Here is a 16,359-nt window from a genome sequence, read left to right as displayed (position 1 = left end):
AATGTCGGTCCTTGGGTGGGAGTTCGTGCATCGGTGTAGCTTTCGGGGGACCATCCGGCGCAACATGGATGAACTCGAGGATGTCTGGACCCGCACCGATGTGCACCTTGTGGTGCGGCTGGCCGTGGCGGCAGGCATCGGCTTCCTGATCGGCTTGGAGCGCGAGTTCGCCAAGCGCGTGCGCGAGAAGCCCGCGGACCCCTCGCCGCTGGTGGAGAAGCAGTTCGCCGGGCTGCGCACCTTCACGCTGATCGCGCTGCTGGGCTTCCTCGCCGCCCTCTCGGCCCACAACCTCGGCGCCTGGTTCTTCGGGATCATCCTCGCGGGCTTCATCGCCCTGCTGGTCACCTCCTATGTGGCCAGCATCCGCAAAGGCGAGATCGGCGCCACATCCGAGATCACCGCGCTGATCACCTTCCTGCTGGGAGGGCTCGCCTACGAGGGGCACCTGCTCTTCATCATCATCGTGGCCGTGCTGGTGCTGCTGCTTCTGTCGTTCAAGCTGCCATTGCACCGCTTCGTCACCATGCTCACCGAGCAGGAGGTGCGGGCCATCATCGAGTTCGTGATCATCTCCGTGCTGGTGCTGCCCTTCCTGCCCAACGAAGGCTATGGACCGAACGGCACGTGGAACCCCAAGGAGATCTGGACCATGGTGATCCTGGTCTCGGGCATCAGCCTGGTGGGCTACCTGCTGGCCAAGGTGATGGGCACCCACCGCGGTACGCTGCTGGCCGGTGTCATCGGCGGACTGGTGTCCAGCACGGCCGTGGCGCTGAGCTTCGCACGCAAAGGCCATGACCAGACCTCTGGCGCAAGACACCTCGCCCTGGGCATCATCGCGGCCGCCGCCATCATGTTCCTGCGCATGCTGCTGGAGCTTTATGTGGTGAACAAGGCACTGGCATTGACGTTGACCCTGCCGTTGGCCTTCATCGCGGCCACAGGACTCATCACCGCATGGTGGATGCAACGGTCCAACAAGCACCAGCCCGAAACACAGCCCCTGCTCACCAACCCGCTCAACTTCCGGGTGGCCTTGCAGTTCGCCGTGCTCTACGCGCTGGTGCGCTGGCTGGTGGTATGGGCCGATGAACGCTTCGGACAGGCGGGCACCTATGTGGCCGGGGCGCTGGCCGGCATCACGGACGTTGACGCCATCACCCTGAGCATGGCGCGCATGGCCAGGGAGGCCTCCTGGGAAACGGAGGCGATGATCACCATCCTGATCGCTGCCACGGTGAACACCCTGGTGAAGTTCACGATCGTGATGGTGGTAGGTGGCGCAGAAATGCGGCGGCTGGTCACCCCGGGGTTCGTGGGCATGGCCGTGGCTGCAGCGGCAGGGATGGTGTGGGTGGCGGTGCGGTGAACCGCGCCCCGATCAATACCCCGCCAACCGTTCCACCGCCGCCTTCAACCTCCCCTTCGGCAGGAAACCCTGTTCCAACGGCACCGCGAAAGGCACGGGGGTATCCCAGCTGGCCACGCGCACGATCGGCGCGTCCAGGTATTCGAAGGCCTGTTCGGCGATGATGGCCGCCAGATCGCCGCCGAAACCTGCCGTCAGCGTATCCTCGTGCAGCAACAGCACCTTGCCGGTCTTCTTCACGCTGGCCAGAATGGTGTCCACATCCAACGGCACCAAGGTGCGCAGGTCGATGATGTCGATGTCGATGCCGGTCTCCTCCTGCACGGCCGTGGCCCAGTGCACGCCCATGCCGTAGGTGATGATGCTCAGCGCATCGCCCTCCCGCACCACGCGTGCCTTGCCGAAAGGGATGGCGTAGGGCTGCTCGGGTACCGGTCCGCTGATGCTGCGGTACATGGCCTTGTGCTCGAAGAACATCACCGGATTCGGGTCTTCGAAGGCGGTCATCAGCAGGCCTTTGGCATCGTAGGGGTTGCTGGGGTAGGCCACCTTCAGGCCGGGCGTCTTCACGAACCACATCTCATTGCTCTGGCTGTGGAAGGGCCCCGCCCCCACCCCCGCGCCGGTGGGCATGCGCACCACCACATCGGCGTTCTGCCCCCAGCGGTAGTGGATCTTCGCCAGGTTGTTGCAGATCTGCGTCATGCCCTCGCTCACGAAGTCGGCGAACTGCATCTCCATCATGGCCTTCATGCCCTTGATGCTGAGTCCCAGCGCCGCGCCCAGGATGGCGCTCTCACACAACGGCGTGTTGCGCACACGCTCCTTGCCGAACTTCTCCACGAAACCCTCAGTGATCTTGAAGGCCCCGCCGTACTCGGCGATGTCCTGCCCCATCAGCACCAGCTGCGGATGGCGCTCCATGCTTTGCGCCAGACCTTGTTGGATGGCGTCGATGAAGCGTTTCTCGGGGTGGTCTCCGGTAATCTGTTGTCCGTTGTCAGTTGTCAGGGGCGGACGGACAACTGACAACTGAGAACTGTCAACTTCCGGCGCGTACACATCCGCCAGCTCCCGCTCCACCACGTACACCGGCTCCGGTTCCTCGAACGCCACCTTCAGGTCCGCTTCAATACCGTCCTTCAACCGCTTGCGGATCTCGTCGCGCTTGGCGATGCTGAGCACACCCGTGGCCACCAGCCAGCTTTCGTAATTCGCCACGGGATCCTTCCGGCCCCACTCCTCGAACAACTCCTTGGGCACGTACTTGGTGCCGCTGGCCTCCTCGTGGCCGCGCATGCGGAAGGTCATGCACTCCACCAGCACCGGCCGCGGGTTCTCGCGCACGCTGTTGGCCCACCAGGCCAGCGCATCGTACACCTCCAGGATGTTGTTGCCCGCCAGTTGCACCGTTTCGATGCCGTAGCCGATGGCCTTGTCGGTGAACTGCTTCATGCGGAACTGCTCGCTGCTGGGCGTGCTCAGTCCATAGCCGTTGTTCTCGATGATGAACAGCACCGGCAGGTCCCACACGGCGGCCACGTTCACGCTCTCGTGGAAATCGCCCTCGCTGGTGGCGCCATCGCCGGTGAAGACGATCGTGCAGCGGTTCTCCTTCTTCAGCTTGTGGGCCAGGGCGATGCCGTCGGCGATGCCCATCTGCGGCCCCAAGTGGCTGATCATGCCCACCACCTTGTGCTCCTGGCTGCCGAAGTGGAAGCTGCGTTCGCGGCCCTTGCTGTAGCCCGTGGCCTTGCCCTGCCACTGCGCGAACAGCTTCCGGAAGTGCATACCCCGTGTGGTGAACACGCCCAGGTTGCGGTGCATCGGCAGGATGTACTCATCCTCCTGCAGGGCCATGGTGGCGCCCACGGCGATGGCCTCCTGTCCGATGCCGCTGAACCACTTGCTGATCTTGCCCTGCCGCAGCAGGCTCAGCATTTTCTCCTCGATGATGCGCGGATACACCAGCTTCTCGTAGGTGCTGATGAGGAACTCGTCCGTGTGGGTGCCCCGCTCATAGCGGAGCTGGCGCTCGTCGGTGGTGGGGAATGACATGGGGTGCTGATCGCGGCGCAAAGGTATCCGGGGCCACCACCGATAACCATTGCGGCTTGTGCCGATCTTCGCCGCCATGCGCGCCGGTCCCCTCACCGTGTTGCTGCTCCGCCTGGGGCTGGTGTTGGCGATACACGGCCTGTTGCGGCTGTTGTTCGTGTGGCACAACGCGGCCATGTTCCCCGCCGTGCCGATGGCCGCGCATATCGGCGGCCTTCGTTTCGACCTCTTCGCCTTGGCCTGGATGAACCTGCCCTGGGTGGTGTTGGTCCTGTTGTTTCCGCGCCCCGGCCGGGTGTTGGAACGAGCCGGACTGGTGCTTTTCCTTGTCATCAATGGACTGGGTATCCTCGCGAACACGGTGGACGTGGGCTACTATGCCTTCACGCTGCGGCGCAGCACGAGCGATCTGCTCACGATCGCCACGGGGGGCGGCGACCTGATGGACCTGGCGCCCACCTTCCTCGTGGGCTACTGGTACCTGGTGCTCGCGTTCCTTGCGGCCATAAGCCTGATGGTGTGGGGATACCGCGCGATCGGCCGGTTGGACCAAGGCCATCCGATACCCTTGGGCTGGCGCCTGGGGTGGCGTTCCACGGCTCTTGTTCTCCTTGTGATCGCATCAAGGGGGGGGCTTCAACTGATGCCCTTACAGCCCATGGATGCTACGCGGCATGCCGGTCCCAGCCTGGCGCCGGTGGTGCTCTCAACCCCTTACACCATGCTGATGAGTTTCGGCAAGCCATCGCTCGCGGAACGCCATTACATGCCGCAGGAGGAGGCCGATCGGCTGTGGCCCGTGGTACATCATCACAGGGCCGGCCACCAGCACGCGCCCGGCATGCCCGATCGCCCCAATGTGGTGATCATCATTCTGGAGAGCTTTTCGGCCGTTTACAGTGGCACCTTGTCCGGCGACCAGAGTTGGATGCCTTTCCTGGATTCCCTGATGGGCGCAGGCATCAACTTCACCCGGGCGTATGCCAACGGCCGGCGCAGCATCGACGGCATACCCGCCATCCTGGCCTCCATGCCTGAGTTGATGGACGAGGCCTTCCTATCCTCACGATATGCTGCGACGCCATTCACCTCGCTGGCGCATCTCCTTGACGCGCGTGGCTATGGTACCAGCTTCTACCATGGCGGGCGCAACGGCACCATGGGCCTCGATGGATTCACGCGGTCGGCGGGGTTCCAGCGCTATGTGGGCATGAACGAGTACCCGGGCGGGGCCAAGGACTTCGATGGTCAGTGGGGGATCCGCGACCGGCCCTTCCTGCGATTCTGGGCGGAGGAACTAGCGCGTGAACCGCAACCCTTCCTCAGCACGGTCTTCACGCTCAGCAGCCACCACCCCTACCGTTTGCCCAAGGCGGAAACCGAGCGATTCGCCCGCGGCACACAGGATATACACCCCACGCTGCTGTATGCAGATGACGCGCTGCGTGGATTCTTCCGCACCGCGCAGGACATGCCGTGGTATGGGAACACGCTGTTCGTCATCACCGCGGACCACACCGCCGATCTGGAACGCACGGGCAAACATGGTGACCTGCCCATCGATTATTGGGTGCCGCTGCTCTTCGTAGCGCCTTGGATCACCCCTGCGGCCGTGGAACACGCCACCCAGCACATCGATATCCTGCCCACTGTCATGGCCATGATCGGCCACCCCGATCCCTTCTTCAGCTTCGGCCATGATGCGCTCGCCAGCACGACCCCGGCGTGTGCCGTCTGGGTCAACAACGGCATCTACACCATCATCGATGCGCAGATGCGACTCAGGTTCGATGGTACACAGGTGGTAGGGAGTCACCCGGCCGGCAGCGGCTCGGGGCCGTCCGCCGGACAGGAAGAACACGCAGCGCGCCTGGAGCAACGCTTGAAGGCCGCGATCCAACAGTTCAACCATCACCTCTTGAACGGAACACTCGTGGCCAAACCCGTTCCCGAATGAAGGCGATGCTGGTGATGAATCCCCGTGCGGGGAAGAAGCAGGCGCTCACGGTACAGGAGCTGGCCGCACGCATCGCGGCTGAACTGGGCGTGACGCTCACCGTCCATACCATCGGCGGCATTGGCCATGGCACCGAACTGGCGCGCCAGGCGGTGGCCGAGGGTTACCAGCGAGTGATCAGCGTGGGCGGGGACGGCACCAACAACAGCATCGCGAAGGGCTTGATCGGCACGGAGGTGGCGCTGGGTGTGGTGCCCATGGGCAGTGGTAATGGGTACGCGCGTTCCATCGGACTTCCATTGAAGCCGGAAGCGGCGCTGCGGCACGCCTTCACCGCGCCACCGAAGCGCATGGATGTCTGTTACCTGAACGACCATCCCTTCCTCGGCACGGCGGGCATCGGCTTCGATGCACGCGTGGCCGACAAGTTCGACAAGAGCAGCACGCGCGGCATGTTCACCTATGCGCGCATCATCGTGCAGGACATCTTCGGTTCACCGGCCATGCCTGTGGAAGTCCAAGTGGATGGCCGCACCATCGCACAGCAAGTGTTGATGCTCGTCTTCTGCAACACACGCGAGTTCGGCAACGGCGCGGACATCAGCCCCGGTTCCAAACCTGACGATGGCATCGCGGAATTACGCCTTGTCCGTAAGCCACCGTTCTTCCAACTGGTGAAGGCCTTCTACGACGTGTACAACCACCGAGCGGACGGCAACCCGAACGTGACGAACATCCCGGCCACAGTAGCCTTCGTGAAACAGGCCGGCACGCTGGCGCACCTGGACGGCGAGCCCTTGGAGATCGGGCACGAGGTGCGGTTCAGGCTGGAGCCGGAGGTACTGTGGGTAGTGGGGTGATCACCTACCACTCCCCGGCCCTCCCTGCCCACCCTGCTGCTCCTGCATCGGATTCGACCTTCCGCCGCGCCACTCGCCGCGTTTGAACACATCGAACCGTGTCGGCACCATGCGCGGCGGCCAGGCGTTGTTGTTGAGGTCGGTGTCGGCGGTCTCCAGGAAGGGGTCGAGCACTACGCCGGTCACGTCCTTGTCCTTGATGAAGACCTTGCTGATGCTGTCGCTGGTCTTCCAGATCTCGGCGGGGATGCGTTCGACCTCGGTGCTGCCATCGGCGTAGGTCCACTCCAGGATCAGCGGCATCACCAGCCCGCCGATGTTCTCGAAGCTGAGTTCGTAGAAGTGCAGGTCGCGCTCCAGCAGGGCTTTTTCCTCAGGCGTGAGGCGCGCCATCATCTTGTCGTAGGCTTCCTGCATGCGCGGCGTGGCGGTGAGCGGGTCGTAGCTGTTGTAGAAGTCGCGCGTGGCGTGGTCGCGCATCACCACGGTCTCGAAGGCTTCGCGGTTGCGCTCATTGCCGAGCTCACGGGGTTGCGCAGCGCGATCGGCCTTGGCAAGTTCCTCGCGGGCCTTGGGGTCCAGCGGCTTCACGCGCATGTAGCGCAGGTTGGTGAGGGCGATGTCCACGTGGTCGGTGGTGAAGAACCAGCCACGCCAGAACCAGTCGAGGTCCACGGCGCTGGCGTCCTCCATGGTGCGGAAGAAGTCGGCCGGTGTGGGGTGCTTGAACTTCCAGCGTTCGCAGTAGGTCTTGAAGGCGTGGTCGAAGAGCTCGCGGCCCATCACCGTTTCGCGCAGGATGTTGAGCGCGGTGGCGGGCTTGCCGTAGGCGTTGTTGCCGAACTGCGTGATGCTCTCGCTGTTGGTCATGATGGGTTCGATGCCGCTCTTGTCACCCTTCATGTAGTCCACGATGTGGCGCGCCGGTCCGCGGCGGCTGGGGTAGTCGTGGTCCCACTCCTGCTCGGTGAGGTACTGCACGAAGGTGTTGAGGCCCTCGTCCATCCAGGTCCACTGGCGCTCGTCGCTGTTGATGATCATGGGGAAGAAGGTGTGCCCCACTTCGTGGATGATCACGCCGATCATGCCGTACTTGGTGCGCTCGCTGTAGGTGCCGTCCTTCTCGGGTCGTCCGCCGTTGAAGCTGAGCATGGGGTACTCCATGCCGATGCGGTCCGTGTGCACACTGATGCAGACCGGGTACGGGTAATCCACTGTGAATTTGCTGTAGGTCTTCACGGTGTGGGCCACCACTTTGGTGCTGTATTTCTCCCACAGCGGGTTGCCCTCCTTGGGGTAGAGGCTCATGCACAGCACGTTGTTGCCGCCCACGGGCTGGTTCATGCCATCCCAGATGAACTTTCGGCTGCTGGCGAAGGCGAAGTCGCGCACGTTCTTCGCTTGGAAGACCCAAGTTTTCTTGCCGGTGGCCTTCTTCTTCTCGGCCTCGCGGGCCTCGTCCTCGGTCACGATCATAACCGGTTCAGTGGCGGTGCGCGCTTTGGCCAAACGTTCGCGCTGGGTGGCGGTGAGCACGGCGCTTTCATTCTGGAGCGTTCCGGTGGCCGTTACGATGTGGTCGCTGGGCACGGTGATGGCCACTTTGTAGTCGCCGAAGGTGAGCGTGAACTCGCCCTGGCCCAGGAACTGCTTGTGCTGCCAGCCCTGGTAGTCGGCATACACGGCCATGCGGGGGAAGAACTGCGCGATGGTATAGAGGTAGTTGCCGTCCTCCTCGAAGTACTCGTAACCTGCGCGGCCGCCGTGCTTCATGCGGTCCTGCACCGGGTACCACCAATCGATCTTGAAGCTGTACGTGCCGTTGGGCGCCAGGGTACGCGGCAGGTCGATGCGCATCATGGTCTTGTTGATGGTGTACTTCAGCGCCTTGCCACTGGCATCGGTGACCTTGGTGATGCGGTAGCCGCCATCGAATACATTGGCCATGCGAGCGATCTGTTCCACCGACATGGAATCGCTGAGGGTGCCCGTGCGGATCTTGTGGCTGTCGCTGTCCTTGGCGCGCATGTTCTGGTCCAGTTGGATCCAGAGGTAGTCCAGCTTGTCCGGGCTGTAGTTGTAATAGGTGACCGTCTCGCTGCCGGTGACGGTCTGCTTGTCGTCGTCGAGCTCCACGCGGATGTCGTGGTCGGCCTTCTGCTGCCAGTATTGGTGGCCGGGTGCCCCGCTGGCGGTGCGGTAGGTGTTGGGTGTGGGCAGCTCCCATTCCAACTGGCGGAACTTGTCGCGGCCGTAGCGGGGGGAATCCTGGGGAAATACCGTTGTGCAGATCAAGAGGGCCGCAGTGGCGGCGAGGAAGTGCAGGCGATGCATGTTGGCGAAGGTAGTGGTGAGTGGCGAGTGTCCGGCGCACGGTCCGACCCATTGCGTGGCGAGTGAATGTCCCCGCTGAAATCGGTCGTCTTGGGGGCATCCACTCGCCACTCGTTGCTCGCCACTCACCACACCTTCCCCACCTTTGCCGTACATGAAGACCTTGCTGCTGGCACACGGGCTGGTCGGAGCGCTGCTGCTCCACGACTTCTACGTCTCCATCTGCACCATCCGGCACAACCCGGAGACCCGCACGCTGGACATCACCTGGCGGATGACGACCCATGACCTTGAACACACCCTCCTGCCCGAAAGCGGCGACCGCGACCTGAAGCTGGGCACTGGGAAGGAGCTTCCCGAAGCCGACAGCCTGATCGCCGGATACCTGCTGCGGCACCTGAAGCTGAACATGGACGGCAGGCCATTGCAGGCGAAGTATCTCGGCAAGCAAGTGGAGATGGACGACCTCTATGGCTACCTGCAAGTGGATGACGTGGGATACCTCGGTGCGCTCACCGTGCATGCAACGCTGCTGCAGGACCTCTTCGATGAGCAGGAGAACGTGGTGCATCTGGAGGCTGGGGGCAGGACGCGTTCGCACAGTTTCCTGATCAACGGGTCACCGTACACTTTCGCCACTGTGCCCTGATGGACGAGGGAGCGATCACCACAAGAAAGGAGAAGGCGGCCTTCGTCTCCCGCACCCTCGCCAGGCTTTACCCGCGAACCAGCATCCCCCTGGACCACCAGGACCCCTTCACCCTGCTGGTGGCGGTGGTGCTCAGCGCGCAATGCACCGACAAGAAGGTGAACGAGATCACGCCGCTGCTCTTCGCCAAGGCGCGTACCCCGCAGCAAATGGTGAAGTTGACGGTGCAGGAGATCGAGGACATCATACGCCCGTGCGGTCTTGCGCCGGCCAAATCGAAGGGCATCCATGGGCTTTCCAAGATCATTCTGGACAAGCATGGAGGGAAGGTGCCGGACTCGATCACCGCCTTGGAAGCCCTGCCCGCCGTGGGCCACAAGACCGCCAGCGTGGTGATGGTGCAGGCCTTCGGAGTACCTGCCTTCCCGGTGGATACGCACATCCACCGGCTGGCATGGCGCTGGGGGCTCAGCACAGGCAAGAGCGTGGAGCATACCGAGGCCGACCTGAAGAAACTCTTCCCCAAGGAGGAATGGGCGGACCTGCACCTGCGGATCATCTACTTCGGGCGTGAACACTGTCCGGCCAAGGGGCACGATCCGCGGAAGTGTCCCATCTGCAGCGTGATCGGGCGGAAGGCCCTGTTCAAGTGAGACCTTCCGCCGGTCGTGCCTTCGGAAGCATGCGCGCGCTGCTTCTCCTGCCGCTGTTGATCGCCTGCAAAGGCCCCGGCTTCGTGGCAGGCGCGGCCGACGATCAGGAGTACATTTTCGTGCTCAACAGCGGGCGTTCCTTCATGCGTATCCTGCCCACGGCTCGGGCACCGGTCTACGAAGGTGCCTTCATGCATATCGATCCCCGCCACCGCGTACTCGGCCAGGATGTGATCCTCATCCATCCGCGCTTCCCCATCAACCCGCACGACCTGGAGCAGCTGCGTGTGGCAAGACGCTTCCCGGGCAGACGCGCCCCGGACTACTTCCTGTGGGTGCCGCCGGGCCAGGAGCTGGCTATCGTTGACCAGGAAGCCGATGAACTGGTCCATGTGGGGCCGCAGACGTGGATCAGGCCCAACGAGTTCCGCCTGGTGTTCCGGCGGCCGGTCGAGCGCCCGTGAAGCGCGATCTTCGTGCACCGTTCCGCATGGGCACCCTCGGTTACTACATCGCGCTGCCGTTCATCTATGGCATCTCCCTGTTGCCCTTCCCCCTGCTTTACCTGTTCTCCGACCTGTGCTACCTGCTCGTATACCGCGTGATGGGCTACCGGAAGACCGTGGTGCTCACCAACCTGCGCAACAGCTTCCCGGAGAAGAGCGAGCAGGAGATACGCGCCATCGCGGCCCGGTTCTACCGCTGGTTCTGTGACCTCACCCTGGAGACCCTGAAGACCCTGACCGTATCGCCGGAAGCGGTGCGGCGGCGGATCGCCTTCGAGGGCGTCGACATCCTGCGGGAATACGCCAGGCAGGACCGCAGCATCATCCTGGTCCTGGGCCACTTCGGCAACTGGGAACTCGCCGGTGCCAGGTACAGCCAGGAGAAGGACATCCCCCTGCTGTATGTCATCTACCACCCGCTGGCGAACAAGCGGTTCGACAAGTTGATCACGCATGCCCGCACCCGGCATGGCACCCGCCTCTACCCCATGCGCGAGGCCAGCAAGCTGATGCTGCGCGACAAGCACCTGCTTACCGCCACGGCCTTCATCGCCGACCAGACCCCTTCCCCCCAGCGCGCCTATTGGATGACCTTTCTTGGACAGGACACCCCCGTATTCCCAGGTACTGAAGCCCTCAGCCGCAAGCTGGACCAGCCGGTGATCTATATCAGCATCACCCGGCCCAGGCGCGGGTTCTACCACATGCAAGTGGAAACCCTTGTGCCTGAGCCCCGAAGCACCCGGGAAGGAGAGATCACGGAGATCCATACCCGGCGATTGGAACGAGATATCCGACTTCATCCCGACCTTTGGCTCTGGACACACAAACGATGGAAGCACAAACGGCCCGCCGTGTGACCGACCGGACCAACCCTGAAGACAGGGACCTGATCCTGGCCACACGTCCATTCGCCCAGGAAGTGCGCTGGCGCAGCTGGCTGGAACTGGTCATCGCCCTGGCCGTGGCGGTGGGTTTCTACTGGGCCATCTTCCACTTTGAACCCCTTTGGGCCAAGGCCCTCTTCGGTGTTCTGGCAGGGTTGACGCTGGTGCGCCTCTTCATCCTCTACCACGACCATCAGCACCGCACCATCCTCAACCGCAGTCCGCTGGCCAACGCCTTCTTCTATGTGTTCGGCATGTTCATGCTCAGCCCGCCGAGCATCTGGAAGCGCAGCCACGACCACCACCACAAGCACAACAGCAAGCTCTACACTACAAGCATCGGTTCCTTCCCCGTGGTGACCTTGGAGAAATTCCGCAGCCTGGGTCCCGGTGAGCGTTTCGCCTACCTCTTCATCCGCCACCCCTTCGCCATCCTCTTCGGCTACGTGTTCGTGTTCATCATCGGCATGTGCTTGAGTTCCTTCATCAGCAACCGCGGACGGCATTGGGACAGCCTCCTCACCCTGGTGCTCCATGCCGCTATGGGCTGGGCCGCCTGGTATTTCTTCGGCTGGCAGATCCTGGTCTTCGCATTCTTCCTGCCCTACCTGGTCACCTTCGCCTTGGGCAGCTACCTGTTCTACGCCCAGCACAATTTCCCCGGTGTGGTCTTCGCCCACAAGGATGGCTGGAGCTACGTGAAGGCCGCGCTGGACAGCAGCAGCTTCATGCGCATGGGCCCGGTGATGCGCTGGTTCACCGGCAACATCGGCTTCCATCACATCCACCACCTCAACGCCCACATCCCCTTCTACCGTCTGCCCGAGGTCTACAGGGCCATTCCCGCCTTGCGGCAGGCGAAGACCACCTCGCTGGCCCCGGCGGATATCGTGCGTTGCTTCCGGTTGAAGGTCTGGGACCCCGACCGCGGCCGCATGATAGGCATGCGGGAGATGGCCGCTTGATACCCCCATACGGACAAGCCCCCGAGGCATTCGCTTCGGGGGCTTGCCTTTCCGGCTTGGCCGGGGGTCAGTTCAGCACCAAGGCGATCTCTCCTACCGGCGGAGCAACCACCACCTTCACCGCCCGGGAATAACCCAGTATCATGCGGATGGTGGACTGCCGGGGGCCTGGCTGGAGGTCGATCGTCATGGGCCTGCGGATACGTCGCGACTTCTTTCCGAGCGTAGAATTTGTCATCAAGAGGGGTTTGGTGGTTTCACTTGACCATGAACGGGGTTATCGGGGCGGTATTGCATACCCGTTGGAGGGAAGTTGGCAGGTGCCAGGCCACCCCCACGCAGGGGGGCCAAAAAAGGACTCCCGTTGCCCGGTGTTCCACCGCGCAACGGGAGCCCAAATGGCCGATGGCCCTCAGGCCCGGTCCAGCACCATCTCGTACTTGCGGATCATCTTCCGCATGTTGATCAGCGCGTAGCGCATGCGGCCCAAAGCGGTGTTGATGCTCACATCGGTGTGCTCGGCGATCTCCTTGAAGCTCATGCCCAGGTAGGTGCGCATGATCACCACTTCGCGCTGCTCCTCGGGCAGGTGGTCGATGAGTTTGCGCACGTCCGCATCGATCTGCAGGTTCACCATACGCTGCTCCACGTTCTTGCCGGGCTGGGACCGCGTGGCGAACACATCGTGGTCATCCGTGCTGCGCACCAGGGGCATCTTCTTGTTGCGGCGGAAGTGGTCGATCACCAGGTTGTGCGCGATGCGCATCACCCAGGGAAGGAACTTCCCCTCCTCGTTGTACTTGCCGGTCTTCAGGGTATGCACCACCTTGATGAAGGCCTCCTGGAAGAGGTCCTCGGCGATCTCGCGGTCGCGCACCATCAGGTAGATGTGCGACCACACCTTCCGCTTGTGGCGGTGGAGCAATGTCTCGAAGGCTTTTTCATCCCCTTCGAGATACAGACGTACGAGTTCCTGGTCGTTGAGCACCTTCGTAAGCATGGCCTTCCCGTTTTGGTCCGTAAAGGATCGTCGTGATCGGGGTAGAGGTCCTGCTTATCGGCGAAGGGTGTTGGTTGGTGCTCTTCCGGGAATGTGACCCGGGGATATCGTTCAGTAGACGTTACCGACCGGAGGAACGCTGCCTGTGAGGGGCATATTGCGTGCCTTGCTCCGGATAGGCGACAGCCCAAAGATAGCCGCACGCCCCAAGCGCGGCAAGCCGGTGCCTAATTTCGCGGCCCGCTTCCTGAAGGGAACCCCACCCTTGCCTTCCCCGACCCCGATCCACAGCGCCAAGAGCCAGGCCAACGGCCAACAGGCTGGCGTGCGCAAACCCCATGGCGGCATGATCCGCGTGCAGGGTGCGCGCGTCCACAATCTGCAGAACATCGATGTGGACATCCCCCGCGGCAAGCTGGTGGTGATCACCGGGCTGAGCGGCAGCGGCAAAAGCAGTCTCGCCTTCGACACCCTCTTCGCAGAAGGGCAACGGCGCTATGTGGAAAGCCTGAGCAGCTATGCGCGGCAATTCATGGGGCGGCTGGAGAAACCGGACGTGGACCGCATCCTGCGCATCAGCCCGGCCATCGCCATCGAACAGAAGGTGATGGGCAGCAATCCGCGCAGCACCGTGGGCACCAGCACGGAGGTCTACGACCACCTCAAGCTGCTCTTCGCGCGTGCCGGCCGAACCTGCAGCCCCATCAGTGGTCGCGTGGTGAAACGCCATACCGTGGACGATGTGGTGGCGGGGGTGAACGGCTATGCCGCCGATTCCACCGTGCTGATGCTCGCGCCCATCCATGTGCCTGCAGGACGTGGGGCCGCCGAGCACCTCGATATCCTTCAGCAACAAGGTTTCGCGCGTGTGCACGATGGTGAGGCCGTGCACCGCATCGAGGACCTGCTCGCGAAGAAGAAGGCCCTGAAGGGCACCTGGTTCCTGGTGCTTGACCGCATTGTGGTGGCACCGGGTGACAGCGAGACCGAAAGCCGCGTGGCCGACAGTGCTGAAGCGGCCTTTTTCGAGGGCCAGGGGGAACTGATCCTGCTGGGCGAGGATGGCCGCCAGATGGGCTTCAGCGACCGCTTTGAGCTGGATGGCATCCACTTCGAGGAACCCAGCCCCAACCTGTTCAGCTTCAACGACCCGGTGGGCGCCTGCCCCCGTTGCGAAGGCTACGGCAGCATCATCGGCATCGACCCCGACCTGGTGGTGCCCGACAAGCGCCTGAGCCTTTATGATGGTTGCGTGGCCCCCTGGCGCGGCGAAAAGCTCAGCGAGTGGCAGGCCGACTTCATCCGCGACAGCGCCAAACAGGACTTTCCCATCCACCGCCCCTACCGCGAATTGACCACCGCACAGCGCGACCTGCTGTGGAAGGGCGCCAAGGGTCTGCATGGCATCGACGCGTTCTTCCGATATGTGGAGGAGAAGAGCTACAAGATCCAGTACCGGGTGCTGGCCAGCCGCTACCGGGGCAAGACCACCTGTCCGGATTGCGAGGGCGGGCGCCTGCGCAGGGAGGCGCGCTACGTGAAGGTGGGTGGACACGACATCTCCGAACTGGCGCGCATGCCCATCAGCGATCTCCATACCTTCTTCGAGGAGTTGCGGCTCGATGAGCACGACGCGCGCATCGCCGACCGGCTGCTGAAGGAGATCCGCAACCGGCTGCGCTACTTGGTGGACGTGGGCGTGGGCTACCTGACGCTGGACCGCCGGAGCAACACCCTCAGCGGTGGTGAAACGCAACGGATCGATCTCGCCACATCCCTCGGCAGCAGCCTGGTGGGCAGTCTCTACATCCTGGACGAACCCAGTATCGGCCTGCACCCCCGCGATACGCGGCGGCTCATCGGCGTGCTGGAACGACTGCGCGACCTGGGCAACACGGTGATCGTGGTGGAACACGATGAAGAGATGATGCGCGCCGCCGACCACATCATCGACATGGGGCCGATGGCCGGCACGCACGGCGGCCAGGTGGTCTTCAGCGGCACGCACGCCGATCTGCTGCACAGCGAAAGCCTCACGGCGCGCTACCTCACCGGCCGTGAACGGATCGCGATCCCGGAGCGCCGCCGGGCGGTGAAGGACAAACTGGTGCTGAAGGGCGCCCGTGAGCACAACCTGAAGGACCTGGACGTGGAGTTCCCGCTGAACATGCTCACCGTGGTCACGGGTGTGAGCGGCAGCGGCAAGACCACCTTGGTGAAGCGCGTGCTGCATCCGGCGTTGAAACGCGCGCTGGAAGGCTTTGGCGAGCGGCCCGGCGAACACGGCGCGCTGGAAGGCGACATCAAGCGCGTGCAGGCCGTGGAACTGGTGGACCAGAACCCCATTGGCCGCAGCAGCCGAAGCAACCCGGTCACCTACGTGAAGGCTTGGGACGAGATCCGCCAACTGTTCAGCGAGACCGAGACCGCCAAGGCGCGCGGCTACAAGCCCAGCTTCTTCAGCTTCAATGTGGAGGGCGGCCGATGCCCCGAGTGCCAGGGCGAGGGTGTCACGCACATCGAGATGCAGTTCATGGCCGACATCAGCCTCACGTGCGACGCCTGCAAAGGCAAGCGCTTCCGGGAGGAGATCCTGGACGCGCGCTATGCGGGCCGCGATGTCGCCGATGTGCTGGACATGACCGTGGACGACGCGATCGCCTTCTTCCGGGAGAACGCGCCACGCGACAAGGCCAGTGAGCGCGTGGTGAACAAACTGCTGCCGCTGCAGGAAACGGGCCTGGGCTATGTGAAACTGGGCCAGAGCAGCAGCACACTCAGTGGCGGCGAGGCGCAACGCATCAAGCTCGCCAGCTTCCTGGGCAAGGGCCAGGACGAGAAGCCCACGCTCTTCATCTTCGACGAACCCACCACCGGCCTGCACTTCCACGATGTGGCCAAGTTGCTGAAAGCCTTCGCCATGCTCCTCGCGAACGGCCACAGCCTCATCGTCATCGAGCACAACACGGAGGTGGTCAAGTGCGCCGACCACGTCATCGACCTGGGACCGGAAGGCGGCGAAGCAGGTGGGCACATCGTGTTCACCGGCACCCCGGAAGCACTGGCGGCCTGCGAAGCATCGCGGACCGCCAGGTTCCTCAAGCTTTGACCACGGGCA

Annotated in this window: 12 protein-coding genes; 9 read left to right on the top strand and 3 right to left on the bottom strand. The window is 63.2% G+C overall.

From position 1 onward, the window contains the following. Nucleotides 1-64 precede the first annotated feature (64 nt). Nucleotides 65-1,372 (top strand): MgtC/SapB family protein, encoded by a 1,308-nt coding sequence (locus KIT10_15985; protein ID MCW5900758.1) that lies wholly within the window; start codon nucleotides 65-67, stop codon nucleotides 1,370-1,372. A 12-nt stretch (nucleotides 1,373-1,384) separates the two neighbouring features. Here the strand turns inward: KIT10_15985 and KIT10_15980 are convergent, their stop codons facing one another. Then, nucleotides 1,385-3,430, bottom strand: coding sequence for a dehydrogenase E1 component subunit alpha/beta (locus KIT10_15980; GenBank protein ID MCW5900757.1), 2,046 nt, complete (start codon nucleotides 3,428-3,430; stop codon nucleotides 1,385-1,387). Between the two features lie 76 nt (nucleotides 3,431-3,506). On the opposite strand from KIT10_15980, the gene KIT10_15975 reads away from it, so the two are divergent. Together KIT10_15975 and KIT10_15970 are read left to right on the top strand one after the other, a co-directional pair. Further along, on the top strand, nucleotides 3,507-5,387 hold the full coding sequence (locus KIT10_15975) for an LTA synthase family protein (GenBank protein ID MCW5900756.1): 1,881 nt from the start codon (nucleotides 3,507-3,509) through the stop codon (nucleotides 5,385-5,387). Continuing rightward, a complete protein-coding gene (locus KIT10_15970) occupies nucleotides 5,384-6,247 on the top strand; it encodes a hypothetical protein (protein ID MCW5900755.1) in 864 nt (287 codons plus the stop codon). The genes KIT10_15975 and KIT10_15970 overlap by 4 nt, the downstream gene beginning before the upstream one ends. Here KIT10_15970 and KIT10_15965 read toward each other — a convergent pair whose 3' ends face one another. Next, nucleotides 6,248-8,581, bottom strand: coding sequence for a M1 family metallopeptidase (locus tag KIT10_15965; protein ID MCW5900754.1), 2,334 nt, complete (start codon nucleotides 8,579-8,581; stop codon nucleotides 6,248-6,250). A gap of 154 nt (nucleotides 8,582-8,735) precedes the next feature. Here KIT10_15965 and KIT10_15960 point away from each other — a divergent pair, with 154 nt between their 5' ends. The 5 genes from KIT10_15960 to KIT10_15940 are packed head-to-tail and all read left to right on the top strand — an operon-like array spanning nucleotide 8,736 to nucleotide 12,241. Further along, complete coding sequence (locus KIT10_15960; protein ID MCW5900753.1) at nucleotides 8,736-9,230, top strand: hypothetical protein; 495 nt, start codon at nucleotides 8,736-8,738, stop codon at nucleotides 9,228-9,230. Further along, nucleotides 9,230-9,883, top strand: a complete 654-nt coding sequence (gene nth, locus KIT10_15955; protein ID MCW5900752.1) for an endonuclease III — start codon at nucleotides 9,230-9,232, stop codon at nucleotides 9,881-9,883. The genes KIT10_15960 and nth overlap by 1 nt, the downstream gene beginning before the upstream one ends. 29 nt (nucleotides 9,884-9,912) lie before the next feature. Further along, nucleotides 9,913-10,347 carry a hypothetical protein gene (locus KIT10_15950; protein ID MCW5900751.1) on the top strand — a complete coding sequence of 145 codons (435 nt, stop codon included), beginning with the start codon at nucleotides 9,913-9,915 and terminating at the stop codon, nucleotides 10,345-10,347. Nucleotides 10,348-10,373: 26 nt separating this feature from the next. After that, the gene (locus tag KIT10_15945; protein ID MCW5900750.1) at nucleotides 10,374-11,249 is read left to right on the top strand and encodes a lysophospholipid acyltransferase family protein; all 876 of its coding nucleotides are present in this window, start codon (nucleotides 10,374-10,376) and stop codon (nucleotides 11,247-11,249) included. Continuing rightward, nucleotides 11,222-12,241 (top strand): fatty acid desaturase, encoded by a 1,020-nt coding sequence (locus KIT10_15940; protein MCW5900749.1) that lies wholly within the window; start codon nucleotides 11,222-11,224, stop codon nucleotides 12,239-12,241. The genes KIT10_15945 and KIT10_15940 overlap by 28 nt, the downstream gene beginning before the upstream one ends. Before the next feature lie 412 nt (nucleotides 12,242-12,653). On the opposite strand, the gene KIT10_15935 is transcribed toward KIT10_15940, so the two are convergent. Beyond that, nucleotides 12,654-13,241: a sigma-70 family RNA polymerase sigma factor gene (locus KIT10_15935; protein MCW5900748.1), complete on the bottom strand. Its 588-nt coding sequence runs from the start codon at nucleotides 13,239-13,241 to the stop codon at nucleotides 12,654-12,656. Nucleotides 13,242-13,587: 346 nt separating this feature from the next. Here KIT10_15935 and uvrA point away from each other — a divergent pair, with 346 nt between their 5' ends. Then, complete coding sequence (gene uvrA / locus KIT10_15930; GenBank protein ID MCW5900747.1) at nucleotides 13,588-16,350, top strand: excinuclease ABC subunit UvrA; 2,763 nt, start codon at nucleotides 13,588-13,590, stop codon at nucleotides 16,348-16,350. The last annotated feature ends 9 nt before the right edge of the window (nucleotides 16,351-16,359 follow it).

It is taken from the genome of Flavobacteriales bacterium (assembly GCA_026129465.1).
Taxonomy (GTDB): domain Bacteria; phylum Bacteroidota; class Bacteroidia; order Flavobacteriales_F; family PHOS-HE28; genus PHOS-HE28.
This window is presented reverse-complemented; position numbering and strand designations above follow the sequence as displayed.

Bases quoted from the DNA above. Each gene is read 5' to 3' on its own strand.
- KIT10_15980 (MCW5900757.1), bottom strand. From the start codon at position 3,430: ATGTCATTCCCCACCACCGACGAGCGCCAGCTCCGCTATGAGCGGGGC.
- uvrA (MCW5900747.1), top strand. From the start codon at position 13,588: ATGATCCGCGTGCAGGGTGCGCGCGTCCACAATCTGCAGAACATCGAT.
- KIT10_15965 (MCW5900754.1), bottom strand. From the start codon at position 8,581: ATGCATCGCCTGCACTTCCTCGCCGCCACTGCGGCCCTCTTGATCTGC.
- KIT10_15960 (MCW5900753.1), top strand. From the start codon at position 8,736: ATGAAGACCTTGCTGCTGGCACACGGGCTGGTCGGAGCGCTGCTGCTC.
- KIT10_15945 (MCW5900750.1), top strand. From the start codon at position 10,374: ATGGGCACCCTCGGTTACTACATCGCGCTGCCGTTCATCTATGGCATC.
- nth (MCW5900752.1), top strand. From the start codon at position 9,230: ATGGACGAGGGAGCGATCACCACAAGAAAGGAGAAGGCGGCCTTCGTC.
- KIT10_15950 (MCW5900751.1), top strand. From the start codon at position 9,913: ATGCGCGCGCTGCTTCTCCTGCCGCTGTTGATCGCCTGCAAAGGCCCC.
- KIT10_15940 (MCW5900749.1), top strand. From the start codon at position 11,222: ATGGAAGCACAAACGGCCCGCCGTGTGACCGACCGGACCAACCCTGAA.
- KIT10_15935 (MCW5900748.1), bottom strand. From the start codon at position 13,241: ATGCTTACGAAGGTGCTCAACGACCAGGAACTCGTACGTCTGTATCTC.
- KIT10_15975 (MCW5900756.1), top strand. From the start codon at position 3,507: ATGCGCGCCGGTCCCCTCACCGTGTTGCTGCTCCGCCTGGGGCTGGTG.
- KIT10_15985 (MCW5900758.1), top strand. From the start codon at position 65: ATGGATGAACTCGAGGATGTCTGGACCCGCACCGATGTGCACCTTGTG.
- KIT10_15970 (MCW5900755.1), top strand. From the start codon at position 5,384: ATGAAGGCGATGCTGGTGATGAATCCCCGTGCGGGGAAGAAGCAGGCG.